The organism is Microcoleus asticus IPMA8 (assembly GCF_013179805.1).
Classification (GTDB): Bacteria; Cyanobacteriota; Cyanobacteriia; order Cyanobacteriales; family Microcoleaceae; genus Microcoleus; species Microcoleus asticus.
Genome location: NZ_SRRZ01000091.1, coordinates 14171 through 31278, shown reverse-complemented (window position 1 = coordinate 31278; position 17108 = coordinate 14171). Strand labels below are relative to the sequence as shown.

Annotated in this window: 13 protein-coding genes; 2 read left to right on the top strand and 11 right to left on the bottom strand. The window is 50.9% G+C overall.

Annotation, left to right across the window (positions count from 1 at the left end; all coding sequences use genetic code 11):
- Positions 1-72: 72 nt before the first annotated feature.
- The 10 genes from E5S67_RS21970 to E5S67_RS21935 all read right to left on the bottom strand — a co-directional run bounded on the left by E5S67_RS21970 (position 73) and on the right by E5S67_RS21935 (position 13586).
- A complete protein-coding gene (locus E5S67_RS21970) occupies positions 73-414 on the bottom strand; it encodes a pentapeptide repeat-containing protein (protein WP_216670634.1) in 342 nt (113 codons plus the stop codon).
- Positions 411-551 (bottom strand): pentapeptide repeat-containing protein, encoded by a 141-nt coding sequence (locus tag E5S67_RS32615; RefSeq protein WP_216670633.1) that lies wholly within the window; start codon positions 549-551, stop codon positions 411-413. The genes E5S67_RS21970 and E5S67_RS32615 overlap by 4 nt, the downstream gene beginning before the upstream one ends.
- 46 nt (positions 552-597) lie before the next feature.
- Positions 598-834: a hypothetical protein gene (locus tag E5S67_RS21965; RefSeq protein WP_172190499.1), complete on the bottom strand. Its 237-nt coding sequence runs from the start codon at positions 832-834 to the stop codon at positions 598-600.
- Positions 835-920: 86 nt separating this feature from the next.
- Positions 921-6227, bottom strand: coding sequence for a hybrid sensor histidine kinase/response regulator (locus E5S67_RS21960; RefSeq protein WP_172190498.1), 5307 nt, complete (start codon positions 6225-6227; stop codon positions 921-923).
- Between the two features lie 51 nt (positions 6228-6278).
- On the bottom strand, positions 6279-6404 hold the full coding sequence (locus E5S67_RS34540; protein WP_339382961.1) for a helix-turn-helix domain-containing protein: 126 nt from the start codon (positions 6402-6404) through the stop codon (positions 6279-6281).
- Positions 6405-6460: 56 nt separating this feature from the next.
- Positions 6461-7087: an HNH endonuclease gene (locus tag E5S67_RS21955; RefSeq protein ID WP_246276913.1), complete on the bottom strand. Its 627-nt coding sequence runs from the start codon at positions 7085-7087 to the stop codon at positions 6461-6463.
- A gap of 140 nt (positions 7088-7227) precedes the next feature.
- Positions 7228-10323: a methyl-accepting chemotaxis protein gene (locus tag E5S67_RS21950; RefSeq protein WP_172190497.1), complete on the bottom strand. Its 3096-nt coding sequence runs from the start codon at positions 10321-10323 to the stop codon at positions 7228-7230.
- A gap of 147 nt (positions 10324-10470) precedes the next feature.
- The gene (locus E5S67_RS21945) at positions 10471-11004 is read right to left on the bottom strand and encodes a chemotaxis protein CheW (RefSeq protein WP_172190500.1); all 534 of its coding nucleotides are present in this window, start codon (positions 11002-11004) and stop codon (positions 10471-10473) included.
- 700 nt (positions 11005-11704) lie between these two features.
- Positions 11705-12943, bottom strand: a complete 1239-nt coding sequence (locus E5S67_RS21940; protein WP_172190496.1) for a response regulator — start codon at positions 12941-12943, stop codon at positions 11705-11707.
- A gap of 205 nt (positions 12944-13148) precedes the next feature.
- The gene (locus E5S67_RS21935) at positions 13149-13586 is read right to left on the bottom strand and encodes a hypothetical protein (protein WP_172190495.1); all 438 of its coding nucleotides are present in this window, start codon (positions 13584-13586) and stop codon (positions 13149-13151) included.
- Between the two features lie 158 nt (positions 13587-13744).
- On the opposite strand from E5S67_RS21935, the gene E5S67_RS34100 reads away from it, so the two are divergent.
- Complete coding sequence (locus E5S67_RS34100) at positions 13745-13870, top strand: hypothetical protein (RefSeq protein ID WP_281363561.1); 126 nt, start codon at positions 13745-13747, stop codon at positions 13868-13870.
- A 301-nt stretch (positions 13871-14171) separates the two neighbouring features.
- Positions 14172-15914 carry a pilus motility taxis protein HmpF gene (gene hmpF / locus E5S67_RS21930; protein WP_172190494.1) on the top strand — a complete coding sequence of 581 codons (1743 nt, stop codon included), beginning with the start codon at positions 14172-14174 and terminating at the stop codon, positions 15912-15914.
- Here the strand turns inward: hmpF and tilS are convergent.
- On the bottom strand, positions 15911-17056 hold the full coding sequence (gene tilS, locus E5S67_RS21925; protein WP_172190493.1) for a tRNA lysidine(34) synthetase TilS: 1146 nt from the start codon (positions 17054-17056) through the stop codon (positions 15911-15913). The genes hmpF and tilS overlap by 4 nt on opposite strands.
- Between the last annotated feature and the right edge of the window lie 52 nt (positions 17057-17108).

Sequence of the window (17108 nt, the reverse complement as noted above, 5' to 3'; positions counted from 1 at the left end):
TCTACTTTTTGAGTTTTTGAGCAACAGCTTGCCTGACATTCAAAGGTGGCTACTTTTAGCTGCGCTCATTTTTTAGTCTAAACTACAGTTACTTAGGTTCGCTTTATACAAAGAAGCTACACGTATGTCAGCACTATCTAAAGTTGTACCACTCAAATTTGCTTCGTCTAAATTGGTACTAACTAATTTAGCGTTATTAAAGTTTGCTCCTGTCAGATTTGCCCGGTGTAAGTCAGCAAAATTTAAAGTAGCACTACTAAAGTTGGCCCCACTCAAATTTGCGCCACTCAGGTCTGCCCAACTCAAATTTGCTGAAGAAGCGCCTACTAAACTGCTCAAATTAGCATTTTTCAGGGATGCTTTAATGAGATTGGCACTATTAAAGTTTGCCCGAGTTAGAGTTGCCTCACTCAAGTCCGCACGGAGAGATTTGAATGCGATAGGTCTATTCCACTCAAGTCCGCACCTTTGAGGTTTTCTTCTCTAAGGTCTGCTTTTTGAAAGTTGCGCTGTCCTGCTGCGTATTTTTCTAAAAGTTCTTCAGCTTTCATACATTAACCTCGATCGCCCTCCGTGACACCCCACTTTCCCAGCCTATCACCAAAACCCAAAGTTTCTGCGGGCTGTAATATCAAATCCGGTGGCATGGGAATTAATATTACCCGAAATCAGGATACGGCAGTGCCGTTTCCCTACAATTAATCGGGCGATGGTTACATCTCTCATCGAGTTTGATGGATTATTTTGAGGTAGGGACACGGCATTGCCGTGTCCTCCGTTTCCGTGTTTAAGATAACGCAGATGAATATCTAAATCTGCGTTAATCCGCGTCAATCCATTTTCATCAGCGGTTAAGAAATTCTTCTTTTTTCAACCGCTGATATAGGCAGATAAACACAGATAAACGCAGATGAATGAGATTAAACAACAACCGGAGCACCAACAACCTCACCTTTCAACATTCGAGAAGCAGCATCAAGCAATTGCTCCTCCAAATAAGGCTTAGTAAAATAGCCTTTCGCGCCCAAACTGTAAGCCATTTGGCGGTGCCTGTCAGCACCGCGAGAAGTTAGCATCGCGATCGGCAATTCACACAAAACGGCATCCTTTTGCATCCGAGAAAGTAGTTCCAAACCGTCCATTCTAGGCATTTCAATATCGCAGAAAACGATATCGCAAGGCAGACCAGATTTCATCTTTTCCCAAGCTTCCTTACCGTCGCGAGCTTCTTCCACACGATAGCCAGACTTCTCGAAAGTAATCGACAAGAGCGATCGCACCGTAATCGAGTCATCCACAATCAGCACAGTCGGCTCAGTCTTCTCGATTTCCGCCTCCGCAGCAATCCGATCGCCCTCATCCCAAAGCGTACCGCCAGTGTCCTTCCGCAGCCTTCCCGTAGCCAAATCGATCAGCTCCAGAACGTCCGCAATCGCCACGATCCGGCCGTCCCCGAGCACTGTGGCTCCAGCAATCCCGATCGGCTTCGGCACCGGCCCCTCCAACGGTTTGATCACAATTTCCTGTTCCGTCGAAACCTGATCCACCTGCACCGCCAAGAAATTGCCGGCAGACCGCAGCACGATCACCGAAATCATGTCATCGTCAGTATTAAACCCGTAAACACTGCCCCGACCCAAATGGCGGTTGTAACCCAGCAAATCCCGCAGCGGCCGGAACGGCAAAACCGAACCCCGCCACTCAATGCAAGGCAAACCGTCGGCCCCCGTCGTCACCTGATCGCGAGGGACATCGATCATATCCTCGACCCCATCCATCGGGAAAGCAATGCGAGCGCGATCGCTAATGCAAGTCAGAGCCTTAGAAATGCTCAACACCAGAGGTAAACGGATCGTAAACACAGTCCCTTTGCCGATCGTCGAATCGATCGACACAGTGCCCCGAATCTCCTGCAACGAAGTCTGCACCACATTCATACCGACCCCCCGGCCGGCGTACTCCGTCGCCTGTTCCTGAGTGCTGAAACCGGGCATAAACAGCAAATCGTAAACTTCGGAGCGAGACATCCTCTGAGCCTGAGCCGCCGTCAGCATACCCTGCTTAATCGCCTTCGCCTTCACCTTTTGCGGGTCAATTCCCGCCCCGTCGTCAGAAACCGAAACCACCGTTTGATTCCCTTGGTGGAAAGCGCGAATGGTAATCCTGCCGACAGCAGGCTTCCCAGCCGCCAGACGCACCTCCGGCGCTTCGATCCCGTGAGTAATCGCATTGTTGACCAAGTGAGTCATCGGGTCATAAAGCTGATCCACAATCATCTTGTCGATCAAAATATCCTTACCCTCAACCTGCAACTGAGCCTGCTTCCCGCACTTGATCGCAATTTCCCGCACCGCCCGGAACAGCCTGTCCGTCGTCTCCGCAAACGGCTTCATCCGGGCGCGAGTCAAACCTTCTTGCAGTTGCGTCGTGACTTGCCGCAGTTGGCGAGTCACCTGATCGGCCTCATCCACCAAAAACTCAATGTCCGCCGCCGACTCCCGCACCCGCACGATCAGCTCAATAATCTCTTGAGCCAAACTGTGGAAAGGAGTAAACCTGTCCATTTCCTCCGGTCTCCAGGCACTTTCCCGGGTGTGGGCCGAATCCTCAGAGCGCCAGGCCGATCGGTGTCCCTGTCGGTTTGCCAGCAAAGCAATCTCCAAAAGACTCCGCTCGTAGAAATCCTGAGTCCGCTGGCTCACATCGCTCAGCAGCGTCACCTGGTGCAGCAAATTGTCCAAAAACTGCCGCATCCGTTCTTGGTCTTGCTCCAAGCTGTTGCGGTTCACCACCAGTTCCCCCATCAAATTGCTGAGGTTGTCCAGTTGCTTGACCGGCACCCGCATCGTCTGGTCGCCGAACCCGCCCGCGCGGGCATTCCGCCTTCCTCTGTTGAGCGCCGACGGCCCGATATTGGCTTCCCCTTGGCGACCGCCGTCCTTTGGATCTTCGAGCAGTTTTTCCAAATCGCCAAATTCGTCGTCGCTCTCATCGGCAACAGCGCGCAGAGCTTTACTGGCAGTTGTCGTCGGTGCAGGCATTTCCGGCATAGTTGCGCTCTCGCTGAGGAGTTCTTCGAGATCCGAGAAAACTTCTGTATTTACCGGACTCTGATTTGTCACTCCAGAAGCTGCTATTACAGCCCCAGCACCCCCTGCAATTAACAGTGCTTCTAAATCGTCAAAATTGCCTTCGCCATCCTCAGCACCTGATTCTGCCTCGGCAAAAAAGTCTGCCAGCGAGCCCTCTTCCAACTCCGAGGCATCGACCGAGACCGGCTCCTCGTCAGCGTCCCAAAAGCCCGCCGTCATTTCCGAAGTCACCAGAACCTCAGCATCGATCGAATCCAACAAATCATCAAAACCCTCCAACTCTTCGCTGTTGAGAGCGGCCTTGGTTTCCATCGCTGAGAGCAAGTCAGCATCGCCATCATCAAACATACGATCGAGAGATGCAGCAGGCAGCGCCTCTAAATCCGCACTCAGAAAATCCGTTTCCAGCGCATCAAACAAATCATCCTCGCCCTCGGACGAGCCAGCGGTATCTGTTTCGGGTCGATCGAACAAATCCGCACCCACCTCGTCGAACAAACCCTCGGGAAGTTGGGCAGACAATTCCTCGACATCAACAGCCGCGCCCTCATCTCCCGCCGCGACAGCATCGCCCTGCTGCCCCATGCCTTCTCCAAACATATCCTCCAAGAAATCGAAACCTAAACCCTCATCAGACTCGACACTTGAAATTTCCGCATCAGGACGATCGGACAAAGCTCCAATTTCAACCGCTGCCGAATTTGCCAAGCCTTTGTCGGCAACAGTCGCAGCATTGTTCGAGAACAAACTCCCTAAGTCGCCCTCATCAAATCCCACATCCGCACCCAGCAATTCTGAACCCCCATCTGAATTCAGCCAACGCTCATCGGCTTGCCCCGAAGCTTCCCCGTCATACTCAGTACCCGTAGGTACAGAACCGAACAGCTCAGCCAAATCCGCCGCCTCTTGGGAAGTAGCCACTCCTTGCCGAGCCCCCACAGTCTGCTCGTCCCCAGAAATCGAACCCGAGGTCATATCCCCAAACAGCGCCTCTAAATCCGTATCGTCCAGCTCGATGTTGACCGATTGCATAGACTCGTCTTCCAGGCCGAAAGCATCTTCTAGCCAATTTTCATCCGCAGAGATATCTAAATCAGAATTTGATGTCATGTTAAGAACGCTACCAATTTCCTCATTTTGTGCGATGCCAGCAGCTAGATATCGATCGCCCCCGCTTTCCCCACCTTCGTCTTCTGAAGAAAGGTAACTAGAAGCAATCCCCAACAGCTCGCTCAAATCCGAGTCCTCGCCAAGCTCGGAGAGCAACTCGAAATCATCTATTTCAGGCAGTTCGAGCGCTTCGGCATCCGCTGAATCCTTGCCGCCGCCTGCTGCAGGCTCGTTCGATTCTGCATCGAAAGCGTCAGGGTTGAGAGAAAAATCCGAAGAGATTGCCGGCACAGCCGTTGCCTCAGATTCGCCCTCATCGCCGAACAAGTTATCTAAATCAGCATCGTCCGCAACCACAGCAGAAGTTTGGGCAGCCACTTCGTCCAAAAGCGTACCCAGAGCATCTTCGTCAGCTTGTCCCCTGGCTGGGGGAACCGTGCCGTCTGACCGAGCCAAACCGCCCCTGCCGTTACCAGTTTCAAGCTGTTTGCCAATTAGCTGCTGCCTCGAACCCCCATTGTTCCGACCGGCAGTTACCGCCGAACCGTCTGGCTCGTCTGCAAACAGCAAATCCTCCCCAAACAAAGTCGTCAGGTCGTCAAGCGGAGGCGAGGTCTTCGTTTCCGAACTTTCCGCATCGTATTCGTCAAATAACAAATCAGTAAAATCGCCGGAATTGTCATCGTCTGACTCCAGCATTCCCGCCGATATCCTAGAAGACTGGGCATAGTCGAGGTCTTCTTCTTCTTCCCAAGCGCCGTCGAGATCCGGGGACTCGCCGTCAAACAAGTCAGCTAAAGTGTTGAGTTCTGCCACGCCCACTTCCGGGCCGCTGCGGGTCGAGCCTCTAAAAGCACTCGCCTCTATATCCGATTCTGCGAAGGCGGAATCGTCGAACTGGGGCGATCGACTGCCGCTATAATCGTTGCTCTCGCCGCTGTCGAGTTGGTCGAACAGCTCGTCTATGCTCAGCCCAGAAATATTCGGCAGCAACTTGTTCAATCCATCCTGGGCATCGCCAGATCCCACCAGATCCCAGGCCGCATCCTCAACAGAAACCACATTTGTCCCCGATGTACCCGGTTGAGCGAATGCCAGCAAATCTTCAAAATCCGTTTCTGGAAACACAACAGCCGGCTGAAGCGCCAGAAGTTTTGCGCTCGGTGCGATCGACGATTCTAGACCCGAAACTACCAGTTCTTGCGCTTGTTTGATGTCTTTGATCACCGTTGGGGCTAAGGTGCGGTAGCTATTTTCTGGGTTGGCGATCGCCTTGGATACAGCTTCGATCAATTCTATCCAGCAGGGCAGTTCAAATTCCTCCCCCGCCCTTAGCAAGTTCCGACAAATGTTTTTGAGTTGCCGCCTGCTTTCTGGCCCCTCGGGCTGTTTGAACTCTTGCAGGAGTTCCCGCATCCTCGCCGGCACGTCCGAGTCAAACACTAGCAGCAGCGCGCTGTCTTCTGTTGCTCTGGCATCAGGTGCGTAAACCGATCCCGAGTCCGCAAAAGTCCTCGATGAGCCAAACGCCCCGATTCCCATCCCTGCCATAACTTTTTCGGGTACTGGCAGCAGGCTGCTCTCGTCTAAATCGTGTTCTCGGTATCCGACGAGTCCCCCCAAGTGTCCGTTGAGTTCTTCAAATACTGGTTCTAATTCTCGAACCATCTGTTCTCCCAATTCCTCTGTCAGCCCAAAAGGCCCCGACAGTTGCTCTAACAGCCCTTGCAATGTGTCAAAAATTCGCAGGAACAGGGACTCTAGCTGTTGGTCTACTTTAACGCTGCACTCTTTTAAAACTTTAAAACTATCTTCTAGTCGGTGAGCTGTTTGCTGAATGCTGGTCAGCCCCAGCATTGCTGCTCCTCCTTTGACAGAGTGAGCGGCCCTAAATACTTCGTTGACCAGTTCTGGGTCTTCGATCGTGGTTTGCAGATTCAGCAAGCCTTGTTCGATCGTATTGAGGTGGTCTTTTGCCTCCTCAATAAAGTAGCCCATTATCCTCTGTTGTTGCTCCGGCAGCATAGTTTTATTCCTGATTTTAAGCGTTATTGTATTGAGTCTATGTTAGTAGTTCTAGAGAATCTCTTTGTATATCTCGCCCCTTTCCAAGAGAATAATCTGACTGCGAGATATCGCAAATGTCCTGGCTATTTTTGTTTTCGATATGCCCTCACTTACAAGATAGCGAATCTCCCGCACCCGATCGGGTTTGAGTTTGCGGTTGACAGATGGAACGAAAGGAAAGCGGTTTTTTTCTATAGCATCGCGGGAGTTATCGGCGGGGGTTCCTTCCCACAAATGGTTTGGATTGACACAACCGCGATGCCGCAACTGTGACACGCAAAATAACCGGGTTTGACAGGCTTTCCCAGTTTGTGTTCCAGTACAAGTCTGTGAGCGTAGAAACTTTTTGTTTTACCATTAATTTTAGTACCCTTAATGGCGCAACCATCACTTCTTTTAGCCAAGGTAGAAATCATGCAGCCGTTCGGCTGTATTTGGGCCCGAATACCAGGAACTATTTTTCTGCCTCGCAGTTGTTTTTGAGGTGTCGGCGCAGATGTACTTCCTACATCTTTAATACGTCCTTTTTTAAACCTATCTTGAGAATTTTCCAGCCTAGAACCTTCCCACAAATGGTTAGGATTAATGTAGTTGGGGACATCGCAAGTGTGGCAAGCAAAGTATTCGGGTCTTATCTGCCGACCTAATGAATGTTCTAATACTAAACGGTGGACAGTAAACGTTTTCCATTCACCGTTAAGGCGAAGTCTTTTATTGGCATAGACCCTGCTAGATTTGGTTAGGGTAGAGATCATAGAGCCCGCAGGCTTAACTTCACCAAAGATGCCCGGTATTACCTCTACTATGTTATCGTCCATCTGTGCAACTCCTACTTTGTTTAGGTGTTGAATTAGCAGCCCCGCAGCGGTTTCAAGACTGCGAGGTTGCTTTTTCTATGCCATCATTGCCCCACCAATGTGCTGGTAAATCAGCCGATAAAAAAGCATTAGACACTTAATTATTGTCTTTCTGCGGTTTCTACTCGGAATCTTTCCACCGATGTCAAAAGGTCGCGAGCAACGCCTACCAAGTTTTGCAAAGCACCGGAAACTCGCTGCGCTTCTTGGGATGTTTCCTGAGCTGTCAGCTCGACAGCTTGCATCACAGAAGCTACCGCGCGAGCTGTTTCGTTTTGCTCTACAGTGTCGGCAGTAATCGATCGCACTAACACGTCAATTCGGTTAGTTACTTGAATGATATCTTCAAGCGATCGCTTCGCCTGTTCTGCCAATCTTGTTCCCTCAATAACCTGCTGCGTCCCTTCTTCCATCGCCGTCATTACCGCGCCGGTTTCGCTTTGAATCTGCATCACGATCTGTTCGATTTCTTTCAAAGACTTAGCCGATCGGTCTGCCAATTGTCGCACCTCGTCTGCCACGATCGCAAAACCCCTGCCCGCTTCCCCAGCTCTCGCCGCCTCAATACTGGCGTTGAGGGCCAACAAATTCGTCCGGGAGGCGATCGTCGCAATTAAAGCCACAATCTTAGAAATTTCTTGAGAAGCTTCCGCCAACCGCTTGACTTTTCTAGTGGTTTCTGCTACTGTTTCTCGAATTTCTAAAATCCCGGCCACCGTCCGCTCCACAGCCTCGCCCCCTTTCAGAGCCGTTGCCGCCGCGCCCCTGGCCACTTCTTCCGCCTCTCTAGCGCTCTCTGCGACCCGCTGAATCGCGTCGGTGAGGACTTGCACCGAATTCAGCGTTGCCGCCAGTTCCTCAGCTTGCCGCAGCGCGTCGGAAGACAAATCGCCCGCAAACTTAGCACTATCCGTAGCGCCTTTGCTGACCTCCCTCGCCGCCTGCTTCACCTGATGGACGATTTCGCGCAGATTTTGAATAGTCAAGTTAAACGAGTCAGCAACAGCACCCAAAACGTCTGCAGTCACTTCCGCAGTCACAGTCAAGTCACCCCGAGCCGCTCCTTCCACGTCGTCTAGCAAGCGAATCACTTGGCGCTGCAAGTCTTCTTTTGCCTGTTCCTGCTCGTCAGACTTGCGCCTGGTATCGCTGATCGTGGTTTGGATGACCTTCGCCATGTGGTTGAATTTAGCAGCCATTTTGCCAAATTCATCTTCCGAGTAAACCGTAGCGCGAGCGTCCAAAGTTCCTTGAGATACGGCATCGAACTGAGCTTGCAAATTGTCCGAGGACTTGCGCACCTGCTTGGCGATCAACTGGCCGATCCCCCAAGAAGTTAAAAAGCTCGTAAAGCCTGCTGCTGCGGTCATTACCCAGCCTGTTTGGCGCAGGTAAACGATCGCCTCCGGTTTGTCTTGCCGCAGAGCTTGATAGGAGGCAATGTTGGTGACGAAAGCCACAGCTACCAGAGAAACCAGCCCTGCCCCGATTGCCGTGTACAACTGTTTTGTAAACAAAGGGGCATTTTCCAAGAAAGCCAGTCCCCCCTGTTCTACCGTCACCGAAGTATCGACCGCTTCTGTTTCTGTGGGAGCAAAACTCGGCACTGACGAATCAGCCGGGCCGTTTATGCTAAATATCTCGTCATCCCGAATTGCTGAGCCATCGCTGTTGTCAAAGTCCAGGCCGCTGCCTGTCGTTCCCATCATGCCGCTGGTCGAGTTACCGAAATTGGTATTACCTCTAGTCAGCATCGAACTGGTGGCATCTTCTGAGATGTCAAAGTCCGGCAAATTGCCCAAATCGTCAAACTCGTCAAATTCGTCTAAAAAGTCGCTGTGTTGTTGAGAGTTCGCAGCTTTTGACGACCAGCCGCTGCTGTTCTTCTCGGTCGCCCCGAAAGCTGTCGCTTGTTCGTTGTCGTCGAAAGAGAAAGAATCGCTAAAAGCATCGTCATCAAAAGCATCTAACTCGAAGCTGTCTATAGAACCAAATGCCGGGGGTTCCGAGTCGCCGTAACCGTTGTTGTTGGCGGAGGATCGATCGACCGAATTAAATTTTTCCCGGCTCGACCTTTGACTTTGAGAGTTGGGGACAGCACCTCCCATCAACAGCGTTTCGTCTTCAGCCAGCGAATAGTTTGACGAGTAGTCCGACCCGCCGGTATTCGACTGCTTGTTTTGAGGTCGAGAAGACCCGAAACCCGACGAGGGCATCGCCTCGGCAAAGGGGTCTTCCTCTTCTGCGGGATCTGCGCTATGAGCGTGATTTTGGCGGCTCTGGGGCGGGGCTTGGTAGTCGTAGTCGGAGTTCCCGTCGAGTTCGTCTGGCAAATCGAACCCAGCAAAAGGTTCGCCAAAATTGTCGGAGGGCCCGATGGGGGAGTCTACTTGGTTCGAGTCGAAGGAATTCCCGATGTCTGAAGAGGCAAAACTTTGACCGTTGAGCATCTGAGTCGGAGCTTCTGAAAACGAATCTCCTGAGTAAGGTGCCTGTTTCCCAGACACTTTGCTGCTAGACACGTCAGCAGCATCAAACCCTCCGTCATCTAAGGCAAAAGGGTCTCCAAAGTCCGAGTCTTCAAAGTCGTCGATGTCTAGCGAGTCGGGAGTCTCAGCATAAGCTGCCATCCCGGCACTGTCGCTAGAAAAAGGGTTAGAATGTGAGCTTAAATCTGGAACAGGGTCGGCGCGATCGTCGTCGTCTGCTTCCCACTCCAAGCCGCTCATGCCCAAGTCTGCCAAGTCCTCGTTTTCCATGTCGTCTGGCGATGGACTTCTATAGGAAAGGGATGGGGAATTTCCTTGGAAAAGTCCCAAATCCGGGTCTTCTAACCCTTCATCGAGAGATAAGTCTGGGTAGAATTCCAATTCTGTTTCAGCAGACAAAGCCTCGACATTTTCCGGTTGCAGTTCTCCGGATAAAAATTGGTCTGTGTAAGTAATTCCGCTGTGAGCGTGTTCGACCAAAGTCTGATCGTCACTCAGGCCTAGCACAACCGTATACTGTTCCCGCGCCACCTCATACTGTTGCAGTCCGTAGCAGTAAATGTGTCCGCACAGCAGGCGAGCGCTGGGGTCTTCGGGAAAATCTTCTACTAATTGATAAACTAGGGCTGCGGCTTCTGAATAATTGCCATCCATGTAGGCCGCTTCTGCCCGTTGGTAGTCCTGCTGAAAGTTGGTACTTGTTGCCATTTGCCGCCCTCTTTTGATTTTAGATTTTAGATTTGAGATTTTAGATTTTTATCTTGAATTGAATGTTTAGATGCGCGCCTCAAGTCGTGTGACTGTTGATGGTTAGACCTCAATCGAAAATCGCAAATCGCAAATCTAAAATCGATTTCACGCTGCCCACCGCGCCGAGCGCAGAATTTTCACTTGATCTAGCAGTCGGAGCACTTTCTGAGCTGGTGCACCTAACATCCATTCTCCCCTCAGAAATGGAATCATGCCGTCTGGTGCATTGTTCTGAGAGTGCAGTTGCTCTACGTCGAGCCAGTCCATCCCCACAATTCGATCGACTGCCAGCCCCAAAATCGTGTCTTGGTCTTCCACAGCCACGATCGGGATTTCCGGTCTGTCTGTGTTCAGAGGTGTTTGGTCTCCCAGAAATTGGCCGAGGTCTGCCACCCAAATCACTCGTCCTCTCATATTTAGGGTACCTAAAAGCAAAGAGGAAACGTTGGGGATCGGTGTCATGCGGTCTGGGGACGGGGCTAGTACCTCTCTAATCCCTGTCGCCGGCAGTGCGAACTCGTTCCCCGAAGGAACATAGAACCGCAGGTGCAGCTCGCCTTCGGGAGTTTCTAGTTCTTGGAATTCCGGAGCCGGATCTACGCCTAGTCCTGGTAATATAAAGTCTGGGCTGCCGCTAATCATCATTCTGACACCTGCTTTCTAGCAAATTGTTGACGTTTCCCGCCAAGAAGAACCCGATCGAAACTTCGACGATCAAAACTTGACACAGCCAAGCTTGACACAGCCAAGGGGTGAATGGCGCGACTGCCGGAGGTGCTTGGCAAGAGATTTGCTCCGTTCATAATTGACTGCAATCAATAATTCACGCGACCTTTGCTGACAAATTAGCTCAAATCGACTGCGAACAATTAATTTGGAACCCCTAAAGCTTCACTTTGTACTCCCACCGCCGTCTAAATTGGTAAAACTCTGGGTAATTTCTGCGATGAATGCTAAACCGGTACTCGGATTAGCGACGGGTTGTTGACATGGCTGGTGTCGCGACAATCATGAACTGAGTCAGTTAAGACTGAGAATGCACTCTCCGACTTTGTACAGAAATACCTAGCAATTAGTAGCTCTGCGCATCGGTTTTTCGGAGCTGCTGCAAGTGGAGAACAAGTATATTATATTTGCACTTTGAGCGTGTTAGACCCACTTGGGTGGAGAAATTGAACAGAGTTTTACCGACGCCCTCATGCCAGCGCGCGGACTTACACATTCTAGTTTATGCTGCGCTCGCCAATAGTGCCCGCCCGCGAGCTTTCTGTTTGTGGCGGTCGAGACTCGATGTAAGCGCAGGTACAAGAAAGCTCCCACAATGCGACCGATGCGAAATTTATTTTTCTTCTAATTCGTCTTCTAGCGAGCGGTCTAATAATCTTTCCGATATATTGGCCAGAGGGTAGCCTGGACCCACATATTTTTCTACCAGCATCAATAACTCGCTTTCGCCAAAAGGTTTGGTGTAAAAGTCTGTCGCTCCGGCCATGCGAGCTTTAACGCGGTCAATAAATCCGTCGATGCCCGTCAGCATAACGATCGGGGTCTGCCGGAAAGCGCTAGAATTGCGCAGCATAGCGCAAATTTCGTAGCCGTCGAGTTCTGGCATGGCGATGTCACACAGAATTAAATCGGGTTTGAGTTGAAAAACCAAACTCAGGGCTTGAAGGGGATTGCCGATCGCCGTAGCTTCGTAACCGTGTTCATTTAAAATTGACTCGACTGTTTTGCGAATAATCTTGTCGTCGTCAATGCAGACAACTCTAGGAGGCTTGGTTTCTGGGGACGACCATTCTTTTTTGTTGTTGGCCGGGGCTACAGAGGACTCGTAAAATACTTGCACCAATCCCTGCTGCACGAAGGGGTAAATCGCCTTAGCGACAGTCAGCACGTCTCGGTTGAGGTAGCGCGCCATTTGGCGGATCGAAGTGTGGCCGTCGGCCCAACGTCTGAGAGTATTAAAGGTATTGACAGGCAGCGCTACTCGCAGTTCGGAGGGATCTGAAATCACCGGGCATTGGTTGGGCGACTGAATGTGAGGGTGAAACTGCTTCCACTGCTGCACCTGTTTGACAATCTTGGCCAGCAGCGAGCTAATTTCTAAGCTGGTCAGTTGAGGAGCCAAAGCTGGGCCCATTTCAAAAGTGAAGGAACCCTGGTGGAGGCTGAGCAAGTCAAAAAGGGTTTCGTGGATCATGCTGTGGATGATGTTGCGCCCTTGAGCTGGGGTAAGGATGTGGTTTTCTAGCAGGGCCCACAGGTAGCCGTATTCTGGGGCATTGGTAGATGCCATATAGGGAACTTGGATTTTGTCGAGGGCGGTATCTGCTTTGTAGCGGCGCAGGTAGTCGCGCAAGCGAAACAAACTGCCCGCACTCTGGGTAGCGTAAATAATCTGACCGTTGAAGCAGAAGACATACCAGGATTGTCCTGCAAGGGAGCGCAGGGTAGGTTGAGTACCCGTGCTGCTGCTGGTGGAGGTGTAGGCCTCTACGAACAGTTCTCCGGTTCGCTGACCTAACTCAATCAATTGCAGGATGCTGCGGATGTCAATTTCACTCAAATTTCCCTGCATGCAGCTAAAGTGTCCTCCTTAAAACCGTTGGCGTCTGAGCTCGGAAAGACTGTGTGCAGGCGCAAAGATTGACTTTAGTTTCCGTCAATAATTTACGCACTTATGCCCATCTCACAATTGGGAATTGACGAAAGGGCGATACTTGCTGCCTAAGTCGGCCGCGCTACCAGTCCACAAGCTGAAACCGCGAAACTCGCGGCATTCTCTAAGTGTAGAGTTTCACCTTGTATTCCCACTGTTGCCTAAACTCGTAGAATCCACATCGCACAATTGCACGGGCACTTCGACTGTGCAACGCTGGCATTCCCGACTGCTTCAAGTCTTCGGCCGCCAAAGTTTTGAAGTTTTTGGCTGAGTATGCCGTCAGTTTATCCAACGCATCTTTGCGTAGGTCAACTTCAAAATACCGAGGATTCTCTGGTTTTACCGCTGCTACCAGCAGCAAGTGCCGATCGATCCCCAAGGGGAACTTGAGGCTAGTCTGTTGGGCTGGATGAGTTGCGCTCAAGGTTTTTTTTGGCTTTGCCACAGCCCTAAAATCAGGTGCAGTCAAAATGAACCTTTGTTGGCAATTGTCAGGAAAACCCTCACTGCCGATCGACCTTTTTGCTCGCCCGCGGCTCGCGTCATAGGCTCGCGTCATTACCCTATTCTAAGGCAGCGCGGTTCAAATCCCTAGTCCGCCGGAGGATGGCGATCGCTTGGAGGCAGCGAGGGCTTTTTTCACGCTCGATCCACAACTAAAGCCTGGTACAATCAATAGAAAGTTTTTGACGGACTGACCTTTTTCAGCTTTAGGCTATGGTAGTCCCCGCAGTTTTGCTAGTCTTTAATCAAGCGGCATTGATTCTGCTGTCTCATTCGTCCAGAAAGCAGGCGGCGGCCGTGCTTTATGGACGCTCTCCCGTGAAGCAGTGCTATGCGTGAGTGCTGCTATAGTTAGGAAAAAATGCTATCCCCGGATTCGGCAAAGGACACCAAAGAGTAAGACTTAAGTGGCAAAAAGTTATCCTTACTTGCCTATACTTATTTACTTTAGGTAAGTTGACTACAGATCGCACGCAGTGTTATCTTTAGTTGAGAACCTTTGGCTTAAGGGGGATAGCCTACTTATCTTGGGATTAGCCGTCTACCCAACAGCGTAGGAAGTAAACACCACTTATCTTTTAGGCCTTTAAGTAACTTAAAGTAAGTTGGGATAGGTTTTACGAAGCAGAGGACTATTAGTGTGCTGTATCTAGCGGAAGTACAAAAACAGAGAAGCGGCTTTGGTCTCGGTGGCGGTAAGGCTGAACTGAAACTGCTAGCTTGTCAGCGGGGCGAACACAATTGGAGCGCCGTACCAGGCGATGACGCGATCCCAGTTGAGGAAGCTAATAAGTTTAACGACGGCACGCTGGTGCTGGTGGAGTTGAGCGCTAGCAAGCAAGTGCAGCGGATTCAGGAGGCGGCCCGCCAGTTGGTGAGCATTCTGCAAAATTTCTCGCGCTTGCAGGATAAGTTTAAGGATAAGGAAGAGGAAATTGAACAGTGGAAGGCTTCTCTGACGTTTTCGAGTCAGGAACTCAATCGCCGGGAAATGGAAATGCAAGCCCGCGAAGAGCAGTTGGCTCAAATGGAAGATGAGTTGGAGCGACTAGAGGCTCAGCGCTCGGAAATTGAAAATACTCGAGATGAAGCTAACCGACTGCGAGAAGAGGTCGATCGCAGCCGCGTGGAAATTGAGACCGCTTGGGAACAGTTGCGGGGCGAGCAGCAGCGGGTGGCCCAGCAGTCTCAGGTTCCGCAGGGGGCGGTGGTTGATGAGCAGCAGACCCAGAGGATTCAGGAGTTGATGAAGAAGCTGGGAGGGGCAATTGCTTCGGCCCAAGGGGTGCGGGAACAACTGAATCAGTCTTTTGGTGCGGTGGGGGCTCAGCAGGCAATTCTGGATCAGCACTGGCAGCAGTTGGAGCAAAAACGGGCAAACGCTCAACAGCAGCAAGAAGAGGTCGATCGACAAAATCAGAGCCTCCAAAGCCGCTGGCAGGAGTGGTACCAATCTCAAGATGCTTTGGCGCAAGCTCGGGCGGATCTTAAAGGGCAGCAAAGTACCCTCAGCGCTAAGCAGGAGCAGGCTCAGTCGGTGTCTTTGCAGGTGCGCGCTGTTGAGGATCTGTACCAGCAACTTTCCAGGCTCGCATCTGCTTCGGGTGGTGCGGGTACTGAGCAGAGAGTAGATGTGTCAGCCCTGGAGAAGATGCCGGTTGAGGAGTTGCAGGGGCTGGTGCAACACCTGCAACAGGATTTGGAAAAGGTGTTCCGCTTTGTTAACGATCAAGAGGAGGAGTTGACTCTGCAGCGGGAGACAATCGAGGAGCTGCAAGGGAAAATTCAAGCTGCTAGCGAGTACGATCGCATGGCTTTGGAAAATGAAATGGCAGATGAACTTGAAAGTTATCAGATGTTGAACGAAACTCTGGTGGGACAGCGCCTCCGGTTGCAGGAACGCGAAGATGTTTTGAAGCAGCATCAGGCGGTGCTGTGGCGGCGGCTTGGTACTGCTAATGCTCCAAAACAAGAGCGAGGAGATATTGATTTGGGGCCGGTCGTCGCACAGCTCAATACTCAGCGGCAGCAGCAAAGCCAAGAATTGCAAAGACTGGAAAACGAAATTCAGCAAGTGCGGGAAGCCATATCCCAAATTGAGGCAAATGTAAACCGCCAAAATGGGGAAAGTGAGGCGAAACGCTACGAACTCAAGCAGTTAGAGCAGAATTTGTTCAACCAGAAAGGTGCAGTGGCTGAACTCTGGGGCCGGGTGAATGTTTATCAAGAAATGTTGCAACCGGTGCAGGACAATTTGAAGGGGCTGCGCCAAAAGCTGGAAGCGGTGGGGGGGGAACTCGATCGCGTGCAGCAGACTGGAGAGGAGCAAGATCGGGTAGTTTCTGATTTGCGGCAAGTCCTTTCGGGTTTGATAACAGCTTAAAATTTAATATCTAAAATTATCGAAGGGTGTTCGACTCGACCGATCGCTCCTCCAGGAAATGGATCGGTTTGCGATCGGTTGGGCGCTACGATTAAGCTGGTTAGTTTTTCTACGCTTTCAAAGCTGGGTGCTGAGGGCAATATTTGTTGAAGTAGTTGCCGCATTGCCCGTCGCTGCAATGCTAGGGGTGCTTCGCGCAAAATCGGGCGATTTAACTTGACGGGAAGTTGAAAATTCACCTGCGGATTGTCTGCAATTGGAGACATTGCTCGCTGCCGCAAGTCGCTGGCTGCAAGTTCGAGATATTCTACGTCGGCGCGGAGGAGTTCGGCTGTTTGAGCTAGCGCTTGTTGGGCTTTTGGGTTGAAATGAGTTTCCAAATAAGGCAATAATTCCGATCGAATGCGGTTGCGGGTATATTGCAAGTCTTGATTTGTGGAATCTTCCCAAATTGGTAGTTTTTGATCTTGACAGAATTGACCCGTTTGCGATCGAGTTATTTCCAGCAAGGGACGAACTAAATAGATTTGAGATTTGAGATTTTGGATTTTCGATTGGGAATTTTCATCCTGATTTTCCAATCTAAAATCGGCCGATATTTGGGAGTTGGGATTTTCGCCGGAATTCCCCAATCTAAAATCGGCAATCGGCAATCGAAAATCGAGCAGGGGCCTCGTCCAGGTGAGGGCAGAAAGTCCGTCGGCGCCGCTGCCGCGAATCAGGTTGTAGAGGAGTGTTTCGGCGCGATCGCTGGCTGTGTGGCCTGTAACAATGTAGGGATAGTTGTGGGCGATCGCAATTTCGGTTAAAGCTTGATATCGCCACAGTCTGGCGGCTGCTTCAGTTTTGGGGATGTCCGAGGATGTTTCCAAATAGTAGGATATTCCCCAGTTTTGAGCTAATTGTTCTACATGATTGGCCGAGGCTTCCGAGTCAGAACGCCAACGGTGATCGCAGTGAGCAATCCCTAGGTTCCATCCCCATTTTGACTGCAAATCTAGCAGTAATTTAATTAAACACAGAGAATCTTGTCCGCCGGATACTGCTACTAACAATGGCTGATTTGATGGCAATATTTGTCGCTGCAACAGCGTCCGGTGCAGTTGAGCGTGCAGGTGCGTCCAATTGGAAGATTCGGCCATGAGAGCAGTTTTTCAATCAAGCAAGAAGAAGGAAGTTCGGAAACAAGGAGTA